Annotated in this window: 21 protein-coding genes and 4 pseudogenes; 14 read left to right on the top strand and 11 right to left on the bottom strand. The window is 74.6% G+C overall.

Features of this window, described 5'->3' with window-relative positions; all coding sequences use genetic code 11:
* The first annotated feature begins 72 nt into the window (after window positions 1–72).
* Both WKH84_RS16440 and WKH84_RS16435 read left to right on the top strand, forming a co-directional pair.
* Window positions 73–396, top strand: a complete 324-nt coding sequence (locus tag WKH84_RS16440; protein ID WP_341854440.1) for a sugar-binding domain-containing protein — start codon at window positions 73–75, stop codon at window positions 394–396.
* Entirely contained in the window at window positions 315–557 is a 243-nt protein-coding gene (locus WKH84_RS16435) for a sugar-binding domain-containing protein (RefSeq protein ID WP_341854439.1), read from the top strand. Before WKH84_RS16440 ends, WKH84_RS16435 begins: the two co-directional genes overlap by 82 nt.
* Here WKH84_RS16435 and WKH84_RS16430 read toward each other — a convergent pair whose 3' ends face one another.
* The 4 genes from WKH84_RS16430 to WKH84_RS16415 form a co-directional block, all read right to left on the bottom strand.
* Window positions 558–710 carry a hypothetical protein gene (locus tag WKH84_RS16430; protein WP_341854438.1) on the bottom strand — a complete coding sequence of 51 codons (153 nt, stop codon included), beginning with the start codon at window positions 708–710 and terminating at the stop codon, window positions 558–560. It abuts the gene before it with no gap.
* Window positions 711–717: 7 nt separating this feature from the next.
* The gene (locus WKH84_RS16425) at window positions 718–933 is read right to left on the bottom strand and encodes an aminotransferase class IV (RefSeq protein ID WP_341856930.1); all 216 of its coding nucleotides are present in this window, start codon (window positions 931–933) and stop codon (window positions 718–720) included.
* A gap of 189 nt (window positions 934–1122) precedes the next feature.
* The gene (locus WKH84_RS16420) at window positions 1123–1458 is read right to left on the bottom strand and encodes a hypothetical protein (RefSeq protein WP_341854437.1); all 336 of its coding nucleotides are present in this window, start codon (window positions 1456–1458) and stop codon (window positions 1123–1125) included.
* Window positions 1459–1530: 72 nt separating this feature from the next.
* Window positions 1531–1821, bottom strand: coding sequence for a hypothetical protein (locus tag WKH84_RS16415; protein WP_341854436.1), 291 nt, complete (start codon window positions 1819–1821; stop codon window positions 1531–1533).
* Between the two features lie 580 nt (window positions 1822–2401).
* Here WKH84_RS16415 and WKH84_RS16410 point away from each other — a divergent pair.
* The gene (locus WKH84_RS16410) at window positions 2402–2662 is read left to right on the top strand and encodes a hypothetical protein (RefSeq protein ID WP_341854435.1); all 261 of its coding nucleotides are present in this window, start codon (window positions 2402–2404) and stop codon (window positions 2660–2662) included.
* Between the two features lie 225 nt (window positions 2663–2887).
* Here WKH84_RS16410 and WKH84_RS16405 read toward each other — a convergent pair whose 3' ends face one another.
* Together WKH84_RS16405 and WKH84_RS16400 are read right to left on the bottom strand one after the other, a co-directional pair.
* On the bottom strand, window positions 2888–3664 hold the full coding sequence (locus WKH84_RS16405; protein WP_341854434.1) for a hypothetical protein: 777 nt from the start codon (window positions 3662–3664) through the stop codon (window positions 2888–2890).
* Window positions 3665–3676: 12 nt separating this feature from the next.
* On the bottom strand, window positions 3677–3832 hold the full coding sequence (locus WKH84_RS16400) for a hypothetical protein (protein ID WP_308739866.1): 156 nt from the start codon (window positions 3830–3832) through the stop codon (window positions 3677–3679).
* A gap of 164 nt (window positions 3833–3996) precedes the next feature.
* Here WKH84_RS16400 and WKH84_RS16395 point away from each other — a divergent pair.
* Together WKH84_RS16395 and WKH84_RS16390 are read left to right on the top strand one after the other, a co-directional pair.
* Window positions 3997–5493 (top strand): annotated as a pseudogene (locus WKH84_RS16395) (glutamate--cysteine ligase).
* 66 nt (window positions 5494–5559) lie between these two features.
* Window positions 5560–6547: pseudogene (locus WKH84_RS16390) on the top strand (bile acid:sodium symporter family protein).
* Window positions 6548–6568: 21 nt separating this feature from the next.
* Here WKH84_RS16390 and WKH84_RS16385 read toward each other — a convergent pair.
* Window positions 6569–8368 (bottom strand): annotated as a pseudogene (locus WKH84_RS16385) (BCCT family transporter).
* A gap of 234 nt (window positions 8369–8602) precedes the next feature.
* Between WKH84_RS16385 and WKH84_RS16380 the strand changes: the two are divergent.
* Complete coding sequence (locus tag WKH84_RS16380) at window positions 8603–9343, top strand: hypothetical protein (protein WP_341854433.1); 741 nt, start codon at window positions 8603–8605, stop codon at window positions 9341–9343.
* A gap of 36 nt (window positions 9344–9379) precedes the next feature.
* Here the strand turns inward: WKH84_RS16380 and WKH84_RS16375 are convergent, their stop codons facing one another.
* Window positions 9380–9646, bottom strand: coding sequence for a hypothetical protein (locus tag WKH84_RS16375; RefSeq protein WP_341856929.1), 267 nt, complete (start codon window positions 9644–9646; stop codon window positions 9380–9382).
* 192 nt (window positions 9647–9838) lie between these two features.
* On the opposite strand from WKH84_RS16375, the gene WKH84_RS16370 reads away from it, so the two are divergent.
* The gene (locus WKH84_RS16370; RefSeq protein ID WP_341854432.1) at window positions 9839–10579 is read left to right on the top strand and encodes a MerR family transcriptional regulator; all 741 of its coding nucleotides are present in this window, start codon (window positions 9839–9841) and stop codon (window positions 10577–10579) included.
* 54 nt (window positions 10580–10633) lie between these two features.
* On the opposite strand, the gene WKH84_RS16365 is transcribed toward WKH84_RS16370, so the two are convergent.
* Window positions 10634–11323, bottom strand: coding sequence for a hypothetical protein (locus WKH84_RS16365; RefSeq protein WP_341854431.1), 690 nt, complete (start codon window positions 11321–11323; stop codon window positions 10634–10636).
* Between the two features lie 427 nt (window positions 11324–11750).
* Between WKH84_RS16365 and WKH84_RS16360 the strand changes: the two genes are divergently transcribed.
* Window positions 11751–12161 (top strand): hypothetical protein, encoded by a 411-nt coding sequence (locus tag WKH84_RS16360; protein WP_341854430.1) that lies wholly within the window; start codon window positions 11751–11753, stop codon window positions 12159–12161.
* An 82-nt stretch (window positions 12162–12243) separates the two neighbouring features.
* Window positions 12244–14740: pseudogene (hrpB, locus tag WKH84_RS16355) on the top strand (ATP-dependent helicase HrpB).
* A 57-nt stretch (window positions 14741–14797) separates the two neighbouring features.
* Here the strand turns inward: hrpB and WKH84_RS16350 are convergent.
* Window positions 14798–15379: a GPP34 family phosphoprotein gene (locus tag WKH84_RS16350; RefSeq protein ID WP_341854429.1), complete on the bottom strand. Its 582-nt coding sequence runs from the start codon at window positions 15377–15379 to the stop codon at window positions 14798–14800.
* A gap of 103 nt (window positions 15380–15482) precedes the next feature.
* On the opposite strand from WKH84_RS16350, the gene WKH84_RS16345 reads away from it, so the two are divergent.
* Together WKH84_RS16345 and WKH84_RS16340 are read left to right on the top strand one after the other, a co-directional pair.
* On the top strand, window positions 15483–15878 hold the full coding sequence (locus tag WKH84_RS16345) for a DUF3817 domain-containing protein (protein ID WP_341854428.1): 396 nt from the start codon (window positions 15483–15485) through the stop codon (window positions 15876–15878).
* Window positions 15836–15985, top strand: a complete 150-nt coding sequence (locus tag WKH84_RS16340; RefSeq protein WP_341854427.1) for a hypothetical protein — start codon at window positions 15836–15838, stop codon at window positions 15983–15985. Before WKH84_RS16345 ends, WKH84_RS16340 begins: the two co-directional genes overlap by 43 nt.
* Here the strand turns inward: WKH84_RS16340 and WKH84_RS16335 are convergent, their stop codons facing one another.
* Window positions 15986–16357, bottom strand: a complete 372-nt coding sequence (locus tag WKH84_RS16335; protein ID WP_341854426.1) for a hypothetical protein — start codon at window positions 16355–16357, stop codon at window positions 15986–15988. It abuts the gene before it with no gap.
* An 825-nt stretch (window positions 16358–17182) separates the two neighbouring features.
* Between WKH84_RS16335 and WKH84_RS16330 the strand changes: the two genes are divergently transcribed.
* Genes WKH84_RS16330 through WKH84_RS16320 form a run of 3 tightly spaced genes read left to right on the top strand, consistent with a single transcriptional unit; the run spans window position 17183 to window position 19904 of the window.
* Complete coding sequence (locus tag WKH84_RS16330; RefSeq protein ID WP_341854425.1) at window positions 17183–18382, top strand: methyltransferase domain-containing protein; 1200 nt, start codon at window positions 17183–17185, stop codon at window positions 18380–18382.
* Entirely contained in the window at window positions 18379–19026 is a 648-nt protein-coding gene (locus tag WKH84_RS16325) for an SRPBCC domain-containing protein (RefSeq protein WP_341854424.1), read from the top strand. The genes WKH84_RS16330 and WKH84_RS16325 overlap by 4 nt, the downstream gene beginning before the upstream one ends.
* Window positions 19023–19904: an asparaginase domain-containing protein gene (locus tag WKH84_RS16320; protein ID WP_341854423.1), complete on the top strand. Its 882-nt coding sequence runs from the start codon at window positions 19023–19025 to the stop codon at window positions 19902–19904. The genes WKH84_RS16325 and WKH84_RS16320 overlap by 4 nt, the downstream gene beginning before the upstream one ends.
* Window positions 19905–20014 lie beyond the last annotated feature (110 nt).

Raw genomic sequence — 20014 nt, 5'->3', positions numbered from 1 at the left:
GACGGTGCTGCCGCTGGTGGGCGGGCACAGCGCCCTGGACCAGTTCGACTCCGGCGAGTCCGTGCTGCGCGGGTGCTCGCCTCGCGGCTCGGAGCGACGCCGCGGACGCTCTACGCCCCGGCGGTGCTGGAGTCCGCGACGGCGGTCGCCACGCCGCGGGCGGAGTCCTCGATCCGCACCGTGCTGGAGGCGGCCGCGCAGGTCGAGCTCGCGGTGGTGGGCATCGGCTCGCTCGGCGTGCACTCCTCCCCGCACGTGCTGGACCTGATGGCGCTCGGCGAGGAGGAGCGCGAGGCCTTCGAGGCGCGCGCCCGGTGGGCGATGTGTGCGGCCGGTTCGTGGACGCCGACGGGATCCCGCTCGGGGCGCCGACGGATCAGCGGGTGCTCGCGGTGACCTTCTCGGAGCCGCTGCGGATCCCGGAGGTCCTGGGCGTCGCGGCCGGTGAGGAGAAGGCGCCCGGGGCGGTGGGGGTCTTCGCGCGCGGCGCGATCGACACCCTGGTGGTCGATGTCGACCTCGCCCGCGAGGTGCTCGCGCTCAGGTCCCGCGCCTGATCAGATCCCGCCCTTGAGCACGCGCTCGAAGCGGGCGGTGAGCTCGGCGTCGACGGGCGGCTCGTGCTCGTCGAGGTGGGTGATCGGGGCGGCGAGGCGGGTGGAGGACAGCGACCAGGCGCCGTCGGAGCCCTTGACGTCCTCGATGGTCATGAGCTCCTCACCGGTGACGAGGCCCTCGCTGCTCGCGCGACCATTCGAAGAGGGTCGCGACAGCGGTGCCCGCGAGCACGCCGGCGCTCGCGGGGGTGGTGAGGAAGGTGTCGCCGCGGCGCACGAGCAGGGTGGAGGTGGGGCCCTCGAGGGCGTAGCCGTCGCTGGAGACGAAGAGGACGTCGGCGGCGCCGCGGCGCTTCGCCTCGCGCACCGCGGCCATGTTCACGGCGTAACTGAGGGTCTTCGCGCCCTGCAGCGAGCCAGGGGCTGGTCTCCGCGGCGGTGGTCGCCAGGCCCCGGTCCAGCACGGCCACCTTCATCCCGGCCCGGTACGGGCTCCAGTCGTCGGAGGCCTTGGCGTGGATCCAGCAGGTGGGCGTGCCGGTGCCCTCGACGCCGCGGGTGTACATCACGCGCACGCTGAGCTCGGCGACGGCCTCGTGGGCGGCGATCGCGGCGTCGACCGCCTCGGCGAGCGCGCCTGGTCGGGGGCGGGCAGGTCGATCATCTCGGCGCCGCGGGCGAGGCGGGCGAGGTGAGGGCCGACGTTGACAGGGTCGCCGTCGAAGGCGCCGATGGTCTCGAAGACGCCGTCGCCGCGGGTGGCGACGAGGTCGGTGACGGAGAGCCGCGGGACCGTGGGGTCGGCGAGGCGGTAGCCGGGTCCGCCGCCCGACGGGGCCCCGGTCGCGCCGGGGACGAGCACGAGCACCGGGGCGGGGGTACGGGGGCTGGTCGCGGTCATGTCACTGCTCCTTCACGGGCCCCGCCGGGGTGCGGAGCCGTCTCACCAGGGTAGACCTGCCGCGCCGACGGCTCAGCCCCAGCCGATCCCCTCGCCGATCGCCGAGGCGCCACGTGGGCTCGGGGCGTCGCCACCGGTGGCGCCGCCGAGCATCTCTCCGATCATGGCCACCAGGCGCTCGAACAGGGTGCCGTGCTCCTCGGCGCCGGGCGCCTCGAGCCGGCCCGCGGGCAGCGAGCCGGCGGTCTGCGCCGGGCCGTCCACGAGTCCCTGCAGGCCCATCGCGCCGCCCTGCGCAGGGGCCTCGCTCCCGGTCCCCGCGAGCACCCGCCTCGGCGCCGCCGGATCCACCGGTCTCAGCAACACCGCCACCGCCGGACCCGCCGCCCGACGACGACCCGCCGTCGGAACCGCCACCGGACTCGCCCCCGGCCCCGCCGGACGCGGACTCCCCCGCACCGCTCCAGGACCCACCGGAACCACCAGCGACCTCTGCACCGTCTCCAGAGCCCGCACCGGCTCCTCCACCGGCGACGCCGTCGGCGCCACCACCGGCACCGCCACCGGGCCCCTCGCCCAGGCGCCCCTCCTCCCCGATCAGGTTCCCGAGCCCGCCGCCGGCGCCGAGCCCGGCCAGCGGCTCCTCGAGCAAAGATGCCGAGGGCGAGACCGCGCAGGACGAGGTCGGCGAGCGACCCGCCGAGCAGGCTCCCGAGGAAGGCGCCGAGCGGCCGCGGCCCGCCCCTCGGGGGTGGCGAGCGCCTCGCGCAGCAAGTCGGCGAAGCGGCCCGCGGGCCCGCCCTCGCCGCCGAGCGCGCCGCCGCCGAGCAGGTCCCGCGAGCATCCCCTGCGCCATCCGCGCCATGTCCGCGAGGAACTCGCCAGGGTTCGACCAGGGGCCGCCGAAGCTGTCGGGGCTCGAGGCGGCCTCCTGCTCCTCGGCGTGCTGGGCGAGGCGTCGCGCCTGCTGGCGCGGCTCGAGACCGCGGTCCTGGAGACCGGGGCGCACGCTCCCGGACCAGTCGGCGTGGAACCGCTCGGCGTCCTCCCCCACCCACTCGACGGTCTCGATCACCGCGGAGAGCCGCCCCTCGAGCTCGTCGAGCGCCTCCGCACGCCGGGCGCAGAACGCGCCCATCGTCCGCAGGGCCTCGGCGTCCGCCCCCCAGAATCCGTTCATGCCTCCCCGTTCCCCTCGCAGTGACCGTGTCGCAGTCCCCGCCTCGTGCCTCGCCGGGCACGCCCCCGAACCTATGCGTCCCGGCCCTCACCCCGCCATGGGGAGGACTCCCCATCACGGCCGCGACCGGCGGAGTCGGGGGTCTCCTAGGGGGACGCGCGGTGCTCGTCGGAGGTCCCGGACGTGCGCGATCCGCCCCTCGCCGTCGGTGTCACAGGTGCCGTGCCTGGGCGTCACCGCGCGCCCGGCTCAACCCCCGTGCACGGCGAGCACGAGGCCGTGCTCGCGCCAGCGCAGATGCATCTCCAGCGGGTCCCCGTCGGTCTCGACCTCCATCGGGTCCACGCGGGTGCCGAGCGCGGCGCCGCGCAGGTCGGCGAGCGCGAGCGCACCGTCCGCCTCCTCCGCGGCAGGGGCGACGAGCTCCGCCTCGGCCACGTCCTCGACCATGCCGAGGATCGCCGCGAAGAGGTGGGCGTCCATGAGTCGCTCGGCGGCCTCGGCGCGCTCGCCCTCGGAGTCGTCCTCGGCGGGGCCGCGGGAGGAGAGCTCGGCGAGTGTCGCCTCGAGCGCATCGGTGAAGAGGCCCAGGTAGGTGGGCAGGTCCGGGGCGGCGAGTCGCAGGGCGAGGTCCTCGCCGATGCCGTAGACCGCCCCGGGGGTCCCGAGCTCGTCGAGGGTCAGCACCACGGCGGTGTCCGGGGTCTCGTACAGGGGGTAGTAGCTGGTCGCCTCGCCCAGCGGCGTGTACGGCCCGACGTCGGTGCGGTTCTCGACCAGCAGGGTCAGCACCGGCAGGCCGCACAGGGTGATCCCGCCGAGCTCGTCGACGAGCCGCTCGAGGGCGGGCGGCGGATCGGCGGCGACCTCCTCCTCGGTGACGGCGAGCCCGGGCACCATGGCGACGTCCTGATCGTGGACGGTGACGAGGGAGGCCAGGCGGTCCAGGACCGGGCGCAGCGGGGCGATCGGCGACACCTCGGCGCCGTCGGGCCAGGGCAGGGAGGTGTTCATCGGCGTGCTCACCCGCCCAGTCTGTCACGCGCCGCCGGGCCGGATCCTGCTCTCGAGCGCGTCGATGTACAGGTCACCGGCCTGGGACCGGGCGATCAGCTCCCGCGCGGCGGGCACCGGGCCCCAGGTGTTCCACAGCGGCACGGCCTCCACCACGCCCTCGTCGAGACAGTGGACCACCGCGGCGCGGTGCTCCTCGCCCCGCGCCGCGCGACCCGCTGTCCACCACGGCAATCCCGTCCCCGGATGTGCGCCATCTCCCGCGGGGCGGATTGGCCCTGCCGCACCGCCCCCGCACGTGCTTGGATGAGCGAGCACACCCGTCAGGACCGGAGGTCACCCCCATGGGACGCGAGATCGGCGGCACCGAGTACACCCGTTCCCAGCGCACCCGCTATCGGCGGGAGCTGCGACGGAATCTCGACCTCTTCGAGAGCTTCCTGGACACGGCCGAGTTCGTGGACGAAGGGACCGTCGGCGTCGAGCTGGAGATGAACCTCGCCGACCGCGACTCGATGGCCCCGGCGCTGATCGCGGACACCCTGCTGGAGGACCTCGGCGACGAGCAGTACGTCCACGAGATCGGCCGGTTCAACCTCGAGGCGAACCTCCCGGTGACCCATCCGACGGGGACCGGGGCGCGCGAGCTGGAGACGGCGCTCGGCGCCGCCGTCGACCGGGCCGACGAGGCGGCGCAGGCCCGCGGGGCGCGCGTGGTCCCCGTCGGCCACCTGCCCACGATCTCCGAGGACCTCTTCGCCGACGAGGCGTGGCGCGCCCCGGGCGCCCGCTACGAGGCGCTGGAGTCCAGCGTGATGGAGGCCCGCGGCGAGGAGATCACCCTGCGGATCGAGGGCGAGGGCCGCGGCGTGGACACCACCTTCGACTCGGTCGCGCCGGAGAGCGCGTGCACCTCGATGCAGCCGCACCTGCAGGTGCCGCCGGAGCAGTTCGCGGCCGCCTGGAACGCGGCGCAGGCGATCGCAGGCCCGCAGGTCGCGCTCGCCGCGAACTCCCCGTTCCTGCTGGGCAGGCGGCTGTGGCACGAGACCCGCATCCCCACCTTCGTGCAGGCGCTGGACACGCGCCCGCCCGAGTACGCGGCGCAGGGGGTGCGGCCGCGGGTGTGGTTCGGGGAGCGCTGGATCACCTCGATGTTCGACCTCTTCGAGGAGAACGTGCGCCTGTTCCCGGCGCTGATCCCCGAGTCGCGGGAGATGGCGGAGGAGCCGCTGCTGACCGATGGCCACTCCCCCCGCCTGCACGAGCTGATGCTCCACAACGGCACGGTGTGGCGCTGGAACCGGCCGATCTACGACCCCGGCACGGACCTGCCCCATCTGCGGCTGGAGAACCGCCTGCGCCGGCCGGCCCGACTCCCGCGGACATGGCCGCGAACGCCGCGTTCTTCTACGGCATCGTCCGCTCGCTGGTGCACGAGCGCCGGCCGCTGTGGTCGCGGATGAGCTTCGAGCAGGCCGACGAGTCCTTCCAGCAGTGCGCGCGCTGGGGCCTCGAGGCGCGGGTGCGCTGGCCGAAGGTGGGCCGGGTGCGGGTCGCGGACCTCCTCCAGGAGCATCTGATCCCGCAGGCGATGCAGGGGGCCGCGCGAGCTCGGCGCCGACGCACAGGTGATCGCCCGCTACCAGGAGATCCTCACTGAGCGCGCCCGCACGGGCCGCAACGGCGCCCGCTGGCAGATCGACACCGTCACCTCGCTCGAGCCGCGTGGCGGCACCCGTGAGCAGGCGCTCGCGGAGATGACCCGCCTCTATCGCGCCGCCGTCGACTCGGGTGAGCCGGTGCACGCCTGGCAGGTCCCGGCGCGCCAGCGGGGCTGACGGCCGGCACGACCACCAGGCGTCCACATCTCGGACAGCCGTCTCACAGGGCAGTACAGTGCTCCCATGAGCACCCAGACCCCCTCCCCCGCGCCCGCGAGCACCGCGCGCGCCTCGGAGGACCGCTCCGCGCGCATCGCGGTGACGGTCTTCCCCGCCTTGATCCTCGTCGCCGCGGCGATCGGCTTCCTCGCCCCGCCCGTGGGCCAGGCCCTTGCGCCGTTCACGAGCATCTACCTGGGCGTGATCATGTTCGCGATGGGACTCACCCTCACGCTCCCGGACTTCGCACTCGTCGTGCGCCGCCCGCTACCGGTGCTCATCGGCGTCGTGGCCCAGTACGTGATCATGCCGCTGATCGGGCTCGGGGTCTCGCTGCTGCTGCAGCCGCCCCCGAGCTGGCCGTCGGCGTGATCCTCGTGGGCGCGCCCCCGGCGGCACCAGCTCGAACGTGATCTGCTATCTCGCGAAGGCGGACACCGCACTGTCGGTGACGATGACCTCGATCTCGACCCTGCTCGCCCCGCTGTTCACCCCCCTGCTGACCCTCTGGCTCGCCGGCTCGTACCTCCCCGTGGACGCGGGCTCGATGGCGCTGTCGATCGTGCAGATGGTGCTGATCCCGGTGGTCGGCGGCCTGGTGGTGCGCCTGATCGCCGGGAAGCTCGTGGACCGGATCCTGCCGGCCCTGCCGTGGGTCTCCGTCGCCGGCATCTCGCTGGTCGTCGTCTCCGTGGTCTCCGGCTCGACCGAAGCGATCGTCTCCGCCGGAGCGATCGTCCTGCTGGCCGTGGTCCGCACAACGGCCTCGGCTACCTGATCGGCTACTGGGCCGCCCGCCTGCTGCGCCAGGGCGAGCGCGCCGCCCGCACCACCTCCGTCGAGGTCGGGATGCAGAACTCGGGCCTCGCCGCGACGCTCGCCGCGGCGTCGTTCAGCCCGGCCGCCGCGGCCGCCGGCCGCGATCTTCTCGATCTGGCACAACCTCTCCGGCGCGGTGCTGGCGATGTACTACCGCCGCGGCGCGGGACGCCACCAGGTCGACCCCGCCTGATCCTCGGACGGGTCGGGCGCCTCAGCGCGACACGTCCCGCCCGTCCTCCGGCGGCGCCGCCCGTGCGCGCCGGTGCGGGCCGGCGACGTCCCGGCATCGGGCGCCGTGTCGGGCTCGACCTCCTCGATGTCCTCGTAGATGTCGCTCATGACCGGCACCTCGGTGGTGTAGGTCGGCTCGACGACGTAGTCGTCGGTGTCGTACTCCTCGTCCTCCTCGCGCCGCTCGTACTCCTCGGGCGGCGGCACCTGCGCCCATTCGCGGGTGCGGATCTGCGGCGACTCGCCGGCATCCTCCTTCAGCGCGCGCAAGAGGGCGTACATCTGGAACCAGCCCATGATGAAGAACGGCAGGCCGACGAGGATGATCGTGGACTGCAGTGCGGTCAGACCGTCCTCGCCGGAGAACACCAGCGGCGTCGCGGTGATCAGCCCGATCGCGACGCCCCAGAAGATGCGCTGGCCCAGCGGGTTGTAGTCCTCGTGACCGTTGGCCATCGAGTCGGTGACCAGGGCCGCGGAGTCCACGGAGGTGACGAAGAAGATCACCACCACGATGATCGCGATCACCGAGACGAAGAACGCGGCCGGGTAGTTGTCCAGGAATGCGAACAGCGCGCCGGGGATGTCCCCCTCGCCCACGACGCGGTCCACGAGCCCGCCCTCGCCGCGCGACTCGATGTCGAAGCTCGCGTAGCCGAAGATCCCGAACCAGATCACGGAGAAACCGGCCGGCACCGCGAGCACGCCGGAGACGAACTGGCGGATGGTGCGGCCCTTGGAGATGCGGGCGATGAAGATGCCCACGAAGGGCGACCAGGTGATGGTCCACGCCCAGTAGAAGACGGTCCAGGTGTTCTGCCAGCCGGAGTCGGCCTGGGTGTCGTTCCACAGCGCGAGCTCCGGCAGGGCGACCAGGTAGTTGCCGAAGGACTCCAGGGTCCCCTTGACGACGAAGAGGGTCGAGCCGCCGGCGACCAGCACGAACAGCAGCAGCGAAGACGGCCATGACGATGTTGAGGTTGGAGAGGACCTTGATCCCCTTCTCCAGGCCGAGGGACACCGAGATCAGCGCCAGCCCGCTGACCACGCCGATGATGACGAGGTTCCACACCGCGTTCTCCGGGACCCCGAACAGCTGGTTGAGGCCGCCGTTGATCTGCAGGGTGCCCAGCCCCACCGAGACCGCGACCCCGAAGACGGTGCCGATGATCGCGATGATGTCGATGATCTTGCCGATCGGCCCGTGGATGCCCTCGCCGAGCAGCGGCTGGAAGATCGAGCTCACGCGCGGGGGCAGGTTCCGCTTGTGGATGAAGTAGGCGAAGCACAGGGCGGGCAGGGTGAAGATCGCCCAGGTGTGCGGCGTGAAGTGGTAGTAGGTGAAGTTCATGGCGTCCCGGGCGGCGGCCCAGGTGCCGGCCTCGAGGCCGAGCTCGGTGGCGCGCGGCGGGTCGCCGAAGTGGCTGATCGGCTCGGCGACGCCCCAGAACATCAGGATCGAGCCGATGCCGGCGGCGAAGAGCATCGCGAACCAGGCCGTGCCGGAGTGCTCGGGCGGCTCGTCGTCGGGGCCGAGCTTGACGCGGCCGAAGCGCCCGGCCGCGATGAAGATCAGGAACGCCAGGAACACGGTGACGCCGAGGATGTAGAACCATCCGAGGTTGGTCATCAGCCATTGCGAGGCGCTGTCGGTCGCCGCCCCCATCGGCTCGGTGAAGGCGATCGTGGCGATCACGAAGGCGAGGATGATCGCCGCCGAGCCGAAGAAGATCGTGGGGGAAGTGCGCAGTCGCAGCGCGTCGTGGAGTCTCGTCAGCACGGTGCTCGTCTCCTCCTCGGACGGCACATTCGCTCGGGTCTCGCTCGTCGGTCGTGCCGCCGCAGGGTGGGCTGGTCGTCGGACGCTCACCATTATGGCGGAGCCTCGGTCCGCGCGGGCGCGCCCCCGCGGGATCCTCGGCCCGGGGTCCGACGGGGAGTCCTCCCCATCGCGCCCCGCCCGACCCCGGGATAGCGTGGTCCACGACGCTCCCGGCAGAGGTGGAGGACCTTCATGAGCACCCCGTACGGCATGCCGCCGACCCCTCCGACCGGGGCGCCCCCGCTCCCGCCGGCGAAGAGCCGCACCCCGCTGTACATCGCGCTGGCCTGCGGCGCGTTGCTCGTGCTGATGCTGGTCGTCGCCGGCATCGGCGTCGGCCTCTATCTCGTCGGAAAGGACGGCGGCGAGGAGCCGACGTCGCCCCCGAGCTCGATCGTGGACCCTCCCCCGAGCGAGGACCCCTCCGACGATCCCCCCGACGACCCGAGCACTCCCACCTCGGACGCCCCCACCGAGATCGAGACCGACCAGCCGGTGGACAAGCCCACCGAGGGCCCGTCGGCCGACGCCACCGAGCCGAGTGACGAGACCTTCCAGTTCACTGTCTCCAAGCCCGAGGAGGGCACCACGCTCGATCTGGGCGGCGAGACGAAGACCCCGGAGAACGACAAGTTCATCGGCGTGGCGGTGACGATCGTGAACAACAGCTCGCAGGACATCGGTATCGGCTCCGACCGCTTCCGCCTCTACGACGACTCCGGCGCGGAGATCGACATCCGCTACGGCGCCTTCTCGACCTCCGGCCCGGAGATCCCGGCCGGCGAGGAGGCCGAGGCGCGCTGTACGCCGACGTCCCCGAGGACACGGTGCTCGCGGAGATCAGCTACACCGACGAGGTCGGCACCGGCGGCCAGGAGTTCCGCGTCCCCGTCGGCGGCTGAGAGCGCACCACCGTCACCACCAGCACCGTGAGCGCCGCGGCGACGGCCAGCACCGTCACCGCCACGATCAGCGGCTCGCTGCGCAGCGCTGCGGGATGAGCCGCACGGGCACCAGCGCCGCGAAGGCGAAGGCGATGAGGGTTCCGAGATAGGAGCCGACCATGAAGCCGCGGTGCATCTCGACGCTCCCGCTGCGGATGCCCACGATCGCCGCGACGAGGCAGACGAGGGTCCAGATCGACAGCCCGTGCGACCAGCTGAACCCTCCGTCGCGGATCCAGAAGCTCGAGACGCAGGTGACCACCATCGCCGCCGCCCACACGCCGCCGAGGATCCGGTGGGCGCGGTCGCGGCGCCGACGGAGGATCTGGAGGGGCCCGAGCGAGCAGGACGACGAGGGCGGAGACGGCGTGGAGGGTGATCACTGGCGTGAGAGCGTCCATGAGAGGGACGATAGTTCCGCTATCCACGCCGGCGCCATCAAGATAGTCGCTGGTCGGCGCACTATCCGAGGGGAGAACGGGTCATGCTCCTGCACGAGCTCGCGGAGGCGACGGGGGTCTCCGCCGCCTCGATCAAGTACTACCGGCGCGAGGGCTCGCTGCCGCCGGGCGAGCGGATCACGACGACCCGGCAGGACTACGGCCGCGCCCACGTCGAGCGCCTCGAGCTGATCCAGGTCTTGCGCGAGGTCGCCGGCGCCCCGATCGCGCGGATCGCGCAGGTGACGGCCCTGCTCGACGATCCCGACGTCCCGCTGATCGAGGTGCTCGCCGAGTCGCAGACCCTCGCCCTGGGCCTGGAGGACCCGGCCGACGGGCAGAGCGCAGCGGGCAGGGAGGACGGGGCGGAGGCCGCGGGCGGCGAGCACCCCTCGATCGCTCCGCTGCTCGCGCACCTGGGCTGGCCCGACGTCGACTCCGCCCCGCGCCGCGCGCTGGATCGGTCGCTTCGTTCCCTGGAGGAGTGGGAGGCGCCGACGGATCCGGGGATGCTGCTGCGCTATGCAGAGCCGATGGCGCAGATCGCCCGCTCGGACGTGGACTGGATGAGCACCGGGGCGGGGCCTGTCGAGGCAGGGCCGGCGGGGGCCGAGCCGTCCGTCTCGCAGGACGTGGCGGTGATGCGCGCGGTGGCGGGCGCGATCGCCTTCGACCGACTGGTCCGGTCGCTGCGTCTGCTGGGGCACGCGAGCTTCTCGATCCTCGATGCGATGCAGGTCAGCGAGGAACCCGGGCCGCCCGGACCCCCGATTACCAGGGAATGAACAGCCTCGGCACAGTGCTTTTTCCGGCGGCGCGTGTTCACTGTTCTCAACGCGTCACCGGAGGATCCCGCTGACTGAGGAGGAGGCGGGATCCGCTGATCCGGGACGCGGGGGAAAGGGATGGCCCCGGCTCGTGGGGACGAGCCGGGGCACTTTCCTGTCCGGGGGTGATCCGCTCCGGCGCCGCCCTCGCCGGGGCGCTCTCAGCGCCGCAGGTCGATGCCGAAGACGCGGCGTATCTGCGCGACGGCGTGCCGGGTGAAGCGGCGGTCCGAGGGGGTCGAGGCGAAGGGGAGCACGAGCCCGGGATGGTCGGGATGCGTGACGCGGCCGTGCGTCGCCCCGGGGGTGATGACGAAGCCCGCCTGCGCGCATGCGGCCCAGCAGCTCGCGGCGCGAGGTGGGGTGACGCGTGCCCTGCCCGCCGCGGGTGGAGGGGCCGGCGGCGTCCTCGGCGATGTCGAGGGCGGGCTCGTACTCGTCGGGGCGCACGCTGAGCGCGTAGCGGGCGGAGAACAGGCCGATCACGGCGTTGTCCGCGCGGCGCACCTGCACGACGAGATCGCCGCGGAGGAAGTGGTCGCTGGTCCCGGCGTCGGCGGTCCAGGCGTCCTCGGGGTCGGCGACGGCCTGCACGATCCGCTCGCCGTCGGCCCCGGTCACGCCGACGGCGCGGATGTCCTCGTCGCGGATCCGCAGGGGCCGGGGCAGGGGTCGGGGATCGTCCGCGTCGAGCGTGTGCACAGCATCGCTCGGAGCGGCCGACGCGGCCCGGGGCGCGCTGGACCGTCCGGGCCCGTCGGCGCGGCGGCGGGGCGGAGGGCAGGTCGGCCTGCTCGGGCCGCGCGGCCTGCTCGGGCCGGCGCTCCGGCACGGCGGTCCAGTCCACGGGCCGCACGGAGCGGGCGGGGTCCTTGCGTCCGGCGAGCGCCTTCGGGCTCGGGACGGGTCGCTCGGGCCTGCTCGTCATCTCGTCCCCTCCCCTGCGGGCTCGTGACCGCCCGGTCGCGCCGGGCTCTCCCCCGATGGTGCCACGAGGGCACCGGTCCGCTAGCGTGTCGCCCGTCTCGACCCTTCCTGCCGTGAGGATCCCCGTGGCCGTCACCGTCGCCCGCCGTTCCCGCTCCGCACGTCTCGCCGCCGTGCTGGCCGCTGTGCTCCTCGCCGCCGGGTGCGCTGCGGCTCCCCCGAGGAGGAGAGCTCCTCCCCCGCCGCCCAGGGCACGACCGCCGAGGAGCCCGCCGCCTCGGACGGGGACGACTCCGCCGGGGGTGCCTCCGACGAGGGCGGGAAGACCGCGGCCGTCGTGCCGCAGGAGTCCTACGAGGTCACGCCCGCACCGGACGGTTTCGTCCCGCCGGAGCCCTGCACGGGCGAGGGCGCCTTCTACGCGGAGCTGGGAGGGGAGGCGAACCCCGGCCTGCCCGAGCGCGGTGGGGAGTCCCTCACCGTCTCCCTCGAGAGCATCGAGGGCGGCGGCCTGCGCGACTCATGGCGCAGGTCGGCGACAGCCCCGCCCGGGAGATCGGACCGATCACCCTGGGCGAGACCGTCGCCGTGGACCTGTGGACGCTGTCGGTGACGAGCGTGTGCGCCGACTCCGAGCAGGTCGAGTTCGATCTCATCGACTGAGGCGCGACCTCCGCACCAGGGATGATGGGGGCATGACGGACCGCTCCCCTGCCCTGCACCGCTTCGACCTGGACGTCGTCGGGGCGGGGCGCCCCGTCGCCGCGGCACGGGACGAGCTCGGGGCCGCGGCGCGGACGGGCGCGATGGTGGTCACCGCCCCGCCCGGCACGGGCAAGACGACACTGGTGCCGCCGCTGGTCGCGAATCTGGCCGACGGACTGACTCTCGTCACCCAGCCGCGCCGGGTGGCGGTGCGTGCGGCGGCGCGCCGTCTCGCGTCCCTCGACGGCGACCTGCTCGGCGGCCCCGTCGGCTTCACGGTCCGCGGCGAGCGGACGGTCGGGAAGGGCACCGCCGTCGAGATGCTCACCCCGGGCGTCTTTGCTGCGGCGACTGCTCGCCGATCCGGAGCCGCCGGGCGTCTCGGCGGTGGTCCTCGACGAGGTCCACGAGCGCTCCCTGGAGACGGACCTGCTGCTGGGAATGCTCGCCGAGACGCGGCGGCTGCGGGAGGACCTGCTGGTCGGGGCGATGTCGGCGACGCTCGACGCGCGGGCGGTCGCGGCGGTGCTGGACGGCGCGGCGATCGTGGAGGTGCCGAGCGCCCTGCACCCCCTGCGCACCGAGCACGCCCCCTGCCCGTCCCCGCGCCTGGACGCCCGCGGCGTCACCCGCGAGTTCCTCGACCATCTCGTCCGCACCGCGGCCCGCGCGCGGGGAGGAGGGCTGCGACGCGCTGGTCTTCGTGCCCGGCGCGCGGGAGGTCGACGAGACGGTCGCCCGTCTGCGGGGTCTCGTCGACGGGGTCGAGGTCCTGCCCCTGCACGGCCGGTCGCCCGCCGCCCAGCAGGACCGCGCCACCGGCGGGCGCCGCGCCGGGGAGCCGCCCCGGATCGTGGTCTCCACGGCGCTCGCCGAATCCTCCCTCACGGTGCCCGGGGTGCATCTGGTGGTCGATGCGGGGCTGTCCCGCGAGGTGCGGCGGGATCGCGGCCGGGATATGTCGGGCCTGGTCACGGTCAGCGCCTCCCGGGCCGCGATCGAGCGGCGCGCAGGCCGTGCCGCCCGTCAGGGCCCGGGCCGGGCGGTGCGGGTGTTCTCCGAGGCGGAGCTCGCGGGGATGCCGGCCCAGTCCCCGCCGGAGATCACCGCCGCGGATCTCACCGATGCGGCGCTCTGGCTCGCCTGCTGGGGGACGCCGCGCGGGGACGGCCTGCCGCTGCTGACCCCGCCGCCGGCCGCGGAGATCCGCGCCGCCGAGGAGACCCTGCGGGCGCTGGACCTGGTCGACGAGGAGGGCCGCCCCACCCCGGCCGGTCGTCGCACCGCGAAGCTCCCCGTCGGCGTGCGCGAGGCGCGGGCCCTGCTCGCGGGCGGGCCGTCGGCCGCCGAGGTCGTCGCCGCGGTCTCCGACGACCACCGCCCCACGGGCGCCGATCTCCCCCGCCTCCTCGCCGATCTCCGCGCCGGCCGTGCCCCCGGCGCCGGCCGCTGGCGCCGGGAGCGCGACCGCCTGACGCGCCTCGCCGGCTCCTCGGGCGGTCACGCCTCCCCCGGCGTGGTCCTCGCCCTCGCCCGCCCGGAGCGGATCGCGCGGCGGGTGGCCGACGGCTCCCGCTCCTATCTCCTCGCCTCCGGCACGCGGGCGGCCCTGCCCGAGGGCGCGGCCTGCTCGGCGCGCCGTGGCTCGCGGTCTGGGAGGTGCGGCGCGCCGAGGGCCGCGCCGCCGACGGCACCGGCGCCGTGATCCGCGCCGCCGCCCCGCTCACGGAGGACGAGGCCCTCGACCTCGGCGCCGGTCTGCTCGTCGAGGAGCGCACGGCGAAGCTCGAGAACGGCACCGTCCGTGCCCGCCGCCGACGTGCGCTCGGCGCGATCGAGCTGTCCTCCACCCCGGTCGCGGCGACGGCCGAGGACACGGTCCCCGCGGTGCTCTCCGCGGTCCGCGAGAGGGGCCTGGTGGCGCTGACCTGGTCGGACACCGCCCGCGACCTGCGAGGCCGGCTCGCCCTGATCCACCGCGAGCTCGGCGACCCGTGGCCGGCGATGCACGAGGACGCGCTCCTGGCGACCCTCGAGACCTGGCTCGCCCCGCACGTGAGGACCCGCCTGGACGGCATCGACCTGGTCTCGGCGCGCGCACCATGCTTGCCCTGGCCGGAGGCGTCCGAGCTCGACGCACTCGCCCCCGAACGGCTCCCTGTCCCCTCGGGATCCACCGCCCGGATCGACTATCCCGCGCCGGACGAGGAGGACGGCCGGCCCGTCGTCGCGGTAAAGCCGCAGGAGCTGTTCGGCCTCGCCGAGACGCCGCGGCTGGTGCGCGGCAGGGTGCCGGTGCTCTTCCACCTGCTCTCCCCGGCCCGTCGGCCGCTCGCCGTCACGGACGACCTGCACTCCTTCTGGGACGGGCCGTACCGGGAGGTGCGCAAGGAGATGAGGGGGCGCTATCCGAAGCACCCCTGGCCGGAGGATCCGTGGACCGCGCCGGCCACCGCGCGGACCACGGCGCGGCTCAGGTCGAGCTGACCGTCGTGACCACGGTGGCCGCGGCGAGCGCCGCGGTCATGTCGTCCACGACCCGCTTCACGGCCGTCGCGGCGGGGCTGTCGATCTCGAGGGCCTCGATCTGCTGATCGAGCTCGCGGCGCGAGAGGCCGGGCAGGTCGTCGTTGAGGATGCGATGTGCGATCCCGAGGGCGCGCAGGATCTCCAGCAGCGACCCGTCCTGCAGGGAGGCGCGAGCGGGGTCCTCGACGGCGGCGGCGAGCCGGGCGCGCGCGCGGTCTCGAGCTCGTCGTCGTGGGTGGGCCAGGTGGTGGTGAACCAGCCGTCCTTGCGGCGCACGGCGCCGACGGCGGCGAAGCCCTCGCCGATCACCTCGGTGAGGTTCATCGTGCGGTGGCCGATCGCGGACTTCAGCGACTTCCCCTCGAGCTCGGCGAGCGCGCCGAGGGCCTGGTCGAGGACGGGCAGGTCGGTGGACTCGGTGGAGAGGACCCGCACCTTCGGGCCGCGCTCCTCGGTCAGCGCGATCCGCTCGCGCAGGGCGAGCTCGGCGATCGCGGCGGCGGCGAGGGCCTGGGTGCGGTACGAGGTCGAGTCCTGCCGGCCGGCGTCGTCGGTCAGCAGCAGGAACAGCTCTCCGGGGATCGTGTGCGTCGTCATGACCCCACCCTTCCAGGCGCTCCGCCGCACCGGATCCGACGATCGTCGCGCCCCGCCCCTGCACCCGGGTGGGATCCAGCGGGCCTCTGGCACCATGAGGACCATGCGTCTGATCCGGACCCCGTCCCGCCTGTACCGTCTGCTGGCCCTGGCCGAGATGGTCACCTGGACCCTGCTGCTGCTCGGCATCTTGCTGAAGTACGCGCCGCAGGTCACCGAGGTGGGGGTGCGGATCGGCGGGAGCCTGCACGGCTTCGTGTTCCTGTCCTACCTGGTGGTGACGGTGCTGGTCGCGGTCGATCAGCGCTGGAGCCTCGGACGCCTGGCGATGGGCCTGGGATCCGCCTTCGTCCCGTATCTCACGGTCCCCTTCGAGCGCTGGGCGCACCGGAAGGGCATGCTCGGGGATTCCTGGCGGTCGCGCGCGAGGACGCCCCGCGCTCGTTCCCGGAGAAGGTGGTCGCCCTCGCGCCGCGCCGCCCGCTGCTCGCCGGCCTGATCGCGATCGTCGTGGTCGCGGTGGTGTTCTCGGTGCTCGCTGCGGCTGGGCCCGCCCACGGAGTGGTTCGCCTGATCAGCCCGGCGAACGGGGTCAGCGCGGCCTGATCAGCGGGTCGATCCGCACGCTCCCGCCGCCGCGCAGGTGCGACCGGCCCAGGTGCGTGACGGGCGTGGCCTCCGCCAGGCGCGGCACCTGAGGCTGATCCGGCTCCGGTGGCGCGCCTCCCCGAAGCACACCCCGCGACCCAGCATCGCCACGGCCTGCGCACGCCGCGCCTCCCAGTCGAGCCGCGCCTCCTGCGAGGCGCGGATCCAGGGGCCGCCGACGGGCCGGCAGGGCCCGCGGCCGTCCTCGCCCCGCGGCGGGCACTGCGCGGGCCGCGCCGTGACCTGCAGCGGGAGCCCCTCCAGCACGGGGACCCGCGGGTCCGCGCCGGTGGGGTGGACGTCGAGCCCGTCCGGCCCGATCCGCAGCACCGCCACCTGTCCGAGCTCCCGCGCGGCCGCCAGCGCGCTCTCGAGCGCCTGGTCGGGATGGGCGCCCAGCAGGTCCTCGCGCGCCGCGACGGCCGGCTCATACCACTCCCGGCGAGGGCCGACGAGCGCTCCGCGACCGACGATCCCGCCCCTCGCCCGCGCGCCGCTGCGACAGCCGGGACGCGGTACCAGCCGTGCCGCGGGGACAGCGGACGCCGCCGAGGAGCCCCGATCGGGGCCCCGACCTCCGCACCCTCGCGGCTGGGACGGGCCGGCGCGGCGCTCTCGCCCCGCACCTCCTCGGGCGGTCGCCGGCCGGACAGATCGCCGACGAGCCCCACGCCCGCCTCCTCCACCGGCGGCACGGGCCCGAGCGCCGGCACCACCAGCCAGGCGTGCTCGAGCACGAGCGGCGGCCGTGCGGCGAGCGTGCGGCGCACCGTCTCCCGCGCCGGCGGCGCCGTCGGCTCCCGCCGCCGGAAGCCGGGCTCGTCCTCCGGCGTCTCGTCGGCCGGGGGTGTGTCGTCCACCCGTGCCGTCACCGCCCCGACCCCGGGCAGGGACAGCTCGACGAGCTGGTCGCGCCAGGTCGCCGCGTGGTCGTCGAGATGCATGCGAATCACCTTCCGAGAAGGGCCCGCGGAGGACCCGGGCCGTCTGACCGGATGGGCGGACGCCCCCGGCCGGGTCTTCCTCGACGGGCACCGGGTTCGGTTCCGGTTGCCGCGCGGCCTCTGTCGAGGGAGTCCGGCCGCGTCTCGTGACCCGTCGGCGACGATAGCGCGGGGGTGCGACAGCCGACGGCCCGGCTCGTAGACTCCTGGGGTGCGGTGCCACCACTTCGACTCCGGCGCGTGCAGGTCCTGCACGCCGCTGCTGGACCTTCCCCGCCCGCGGCGGCTCGCCCGCGGCCGTGAGCGCGTCGAGCGGCTGCTCGCCCCGCATCTCGCGCCGGGCACGATCTGGTCGGAGCCGATCGTCGGCGCGGAGCAGGGCTTCCGCGCCCGCGGGAAGATGGCCGTCGGCGGCACCGCCCAGGCGCCGCTGCTGACCCTGCCCGGGCAGTCCGCGGGCACCGACCTGTGCGACTGCCCCCTCTACCCGGACGGGGTCGAGGAGGTGCTCGAGGGGGCGAAGGCCCTGATCCGTCGGGCGCAGATCCCGCCCTATGACGTCGCCCGCCGCCGCGGCGAGATCAAGAACGTGCTGGTCACCAGCTCCCCGGACGGGGAGCATCTGCTCCGCTTCGTCGCGCGCGCGACCGCGGCGCTGGAGCGGCCGCGGGAGCACCTGCCGCGGCCGCTCGAGGCGCATCCCTCGGTCGTGTCGGTCAGCGCGAACATCCACCCCGAGCACACCACGCGCGTCGAGGGCGAGGAGGAGATCCCGCTGGTCGGGGCCGGGCGTCTCGCCGTGCGCACCGGGGACGTCACGCTGTTCTCCCGCCCGCAGTCCTTCCTGCAGACCCACACCGAGGTCGCCGGCGCCCTGTACCGCCAGGGCGCGGAGTGGGCGCGCGAGATCGCGGGGGCGCGGGAAGACCAGGAGACGGGCCCCGGCCTGCGGATCTGGGACCTGTACTGCGGCCTGGGCGGATTCGCCCTGCACCTCGCCCGCGCCCTCCCCGCCGCGCGGGTCACCGGGGTGGAGGTCTCCGCCCAGGCGATCGACGGGGCGCGCGAGGGCGCGGAGGCCGCGGGCGCCCGGGTCCGCTTCCTCGCGGCCGACGCGACCGCCTGGGCCATCGAGGAGGCCGCCGGCCCGGCAGGCCCGCCCGATATCGTCGTGGTGAACCCGCCGCGCCGCGGCCTCGGGCCGGAGCTCGCCGGCTGGCTCGAGCGCTCCGGGGTCCGCGACGTCCTCTACTCCAGCTGCAATCCGGCGAGCCTGGCCGACGACCTCGCCGCGATGCCCTCGCTGCGCATCGTCGCCGGCCGCTACGTCGACATGTTCCCCCACACCGAGCACGCCGAGGTGATCGTGCGTCTGCGACGCATCGCCCCCGGCGAGGAAGGCCTCTCATGACTGACACCCCCACCGCCCAGCTGACCGCCGTGACCCGCACGGTCACCCCTGCGAAGAACGGGAACACGGTCGCCCTCTCCCAGACCTTCGACGCCGCCCCGGAGCAGCTGTGGGAGGCGCTGACCACGGCCGAGCGGCTCGCCCGCTGGTTCGGCACCGCCAGCGGCGACGTGGTCCCCGGCGGGCGCTACGAGCCGCCCGAGATGGAGACCAGCGGCCGCCTGATCGAGGTCGAGCCGCCGCATCGTCTGCTGCTGACCTGGGAGTTCGGGAAGAGCTCGAGCGACCTGGAGCCGCTGATCACGGCCGCGGAGGAGGGGACGGACGGCGGAGGCAACACCCTCACCCTGCGCCACACCGTCCCCGCCGACGCGCACTGGGCGACCTTCGGCCCCGCCGCGACGGGTCGCGGCTGGGATGCGGCGCTGTACGCGCTGGCCCACCACCTCGAGGATCCGGGCAAGGACCTGATGCGCCGCCTGGGCGACTTCGCCGGCTCCCCCGAGGGCGCGGAGTTCACGCGCGCCACGGCGGATGCCTGGTACGAGGCGCACGTCGCCGGGGGCGCGGACCGCAAGCCCGCCCGCAAGGCCTCGGTGCGCACCGCCGCCGCCTATCTCGGCGAGGAGATCGAGACCGAGTGAGCCCCTTCGTGGAGGTGCTCTCCCTCGGCGGCACCATCTTCATGACCGAGGACGCCCGCGGCGAGAGCGCCCGCCCGGACGACGACGCCGGGGCGCGACTGCTCGCCGCCGTCGGCGGGGACGTCGAGCCGCGGCCCCGAGCGCTCGCGAACATCTCCTCCTCCGATGTGCGCCCCCACCACCTGCGCGCCGTGCTGGAGAGTGCGCGAGCCGCGGTCGATTCCGGCGCGGCCGGCGTGGTGCTCACCCACGGCACCGACACCCTCGAGGAGACGGCGTTCCTGCTCGACCGGTTCTGGGACCGGGAGGCGCCGCTGGTGGTGACCGGGGCGATGCGTCCGGCGAGCGCGCCCGGCGCCGACGGGCCCGCGAACCTCCGCGACGCGGTCCGCGCAGCGACCGCTCTGTCGGCCCGCGGCCTGGGCGTGCTGGTCGTGTTCGACGCCCACGCGCATCTCGCGGACCGGGTCGTGAAGGCCTCGTCCCGCGGGGTCTCGGCCTTCGCCTCGGAGCCCTCGGGGCCGCTCGCGATCGTCGGCGGGGAGGACCTGCGCCTCCTCCATCTCCCGCCGCCGCGTCCGGTCCGTTCCGGCGGACTCCCGCCGGACCGCTTCCCGGCGGTGCCGCCGCTCACCGCGGGTCTCGACGAGGACCTCGCGGCCGCTGGACCACCTCCCCGCCGAGGCGCTGGCGGGGCTGGTGATCGACGGGGTCGGGATGGGGCACGTCTCCCCCGCCGCGATGCCGCGCCTGCGCCGCCTGCTGGGCAAGGGGTGTGCCTGTCGTGGTCGCGGCGCGGCCCTTCGGCGGCGGCACCTCCACGCACCACTACGGCTATCCCGGCTCCGAGGTGGACCTGCTGGACGCGGGCGCCGTGATGGCCGGCCGCGCTGCCCGCCCCGAAGGCCCGCCTGCTGCTGCAGGTGCCGCTGGCCTCCGGGGCGTCGGCCGACGGGATCCGCGCGGCCTTCGAGGCCTACGCCTCCTG

It is taken from the genome of Brachybacterium sp. GPGPB12 (assembly GCF_038396325.1).
Lineage (GTDB): Bacteria > Actinomycetota > Actinomycetes > Actinomycetales > Dermabacteraceae > Brachybacterium > Brachybacterium conglomeratum.
Note: the sequence above shows the minus strand (reverse complement) of the source record. Positions and strands in the feature narration are given on the sequence as shown.

Bases quoted from the DNA above. Each gene is read 5' to 3' on its own strand.
- WKH84_RS16430 (WP_341854438.1), bottom strand. From the start codon at position 710: ATGACCATCGAGGACGTCAAGGGCTCCGACGGCGCCTGGTCGCTGTCC.
- WKH84_RS16425 (WP_341856930.1), bottom strand. From the start codon at position 933: ATGGCCGCGGTGCGCGAGGCGAAGCGCCGCGGCGCCGCCGACGTCCTC.
- WKH84_RS16420 (WP_341854437.1), bottom strand. From the start codon at position 1,458: ATGACCGCGACCAGCCCCCGTACCCCCGCCCCGGTGCTCGTGCTCGTC.
- WKH84_RS16380 (WP_341854433.1), top strand. From the start codon at position 8,603: ATGAGCACCCCGTACGGCATGCCGCCGACCCCTCCGACCGGGGCGCCC.
- WKH84_RS16370 (WP_341854432.1), top strand. From the start codon at position 9,839: ATGCTCCTGCACGAGCTCGCGGAGGCGACGGGGGTCTCCGCCGCCTCG.
- WKH84_RS16350 (WP_341854429.1), bottom strand. From the start codon at position 15,379: ATGACGACGCACACGATCCCCGGAGAGCTGTTCCTGCTGCTGACCGAC.
- WKH84_RS16345 (WP_341854428.1), top strand. From the start codon at position 15,483: ATGCGTCTGATCCGGACCCCGTCCCGCCTGTACCGTCTGCTGGCCCTG.
- WKH84_RS16325 (WP_341854424.1), top strand. From the start codon at position 18,379: ATGACTGACACCCCCACCGCCCAGCTGACCGCCGTGACCCGCACGGTC.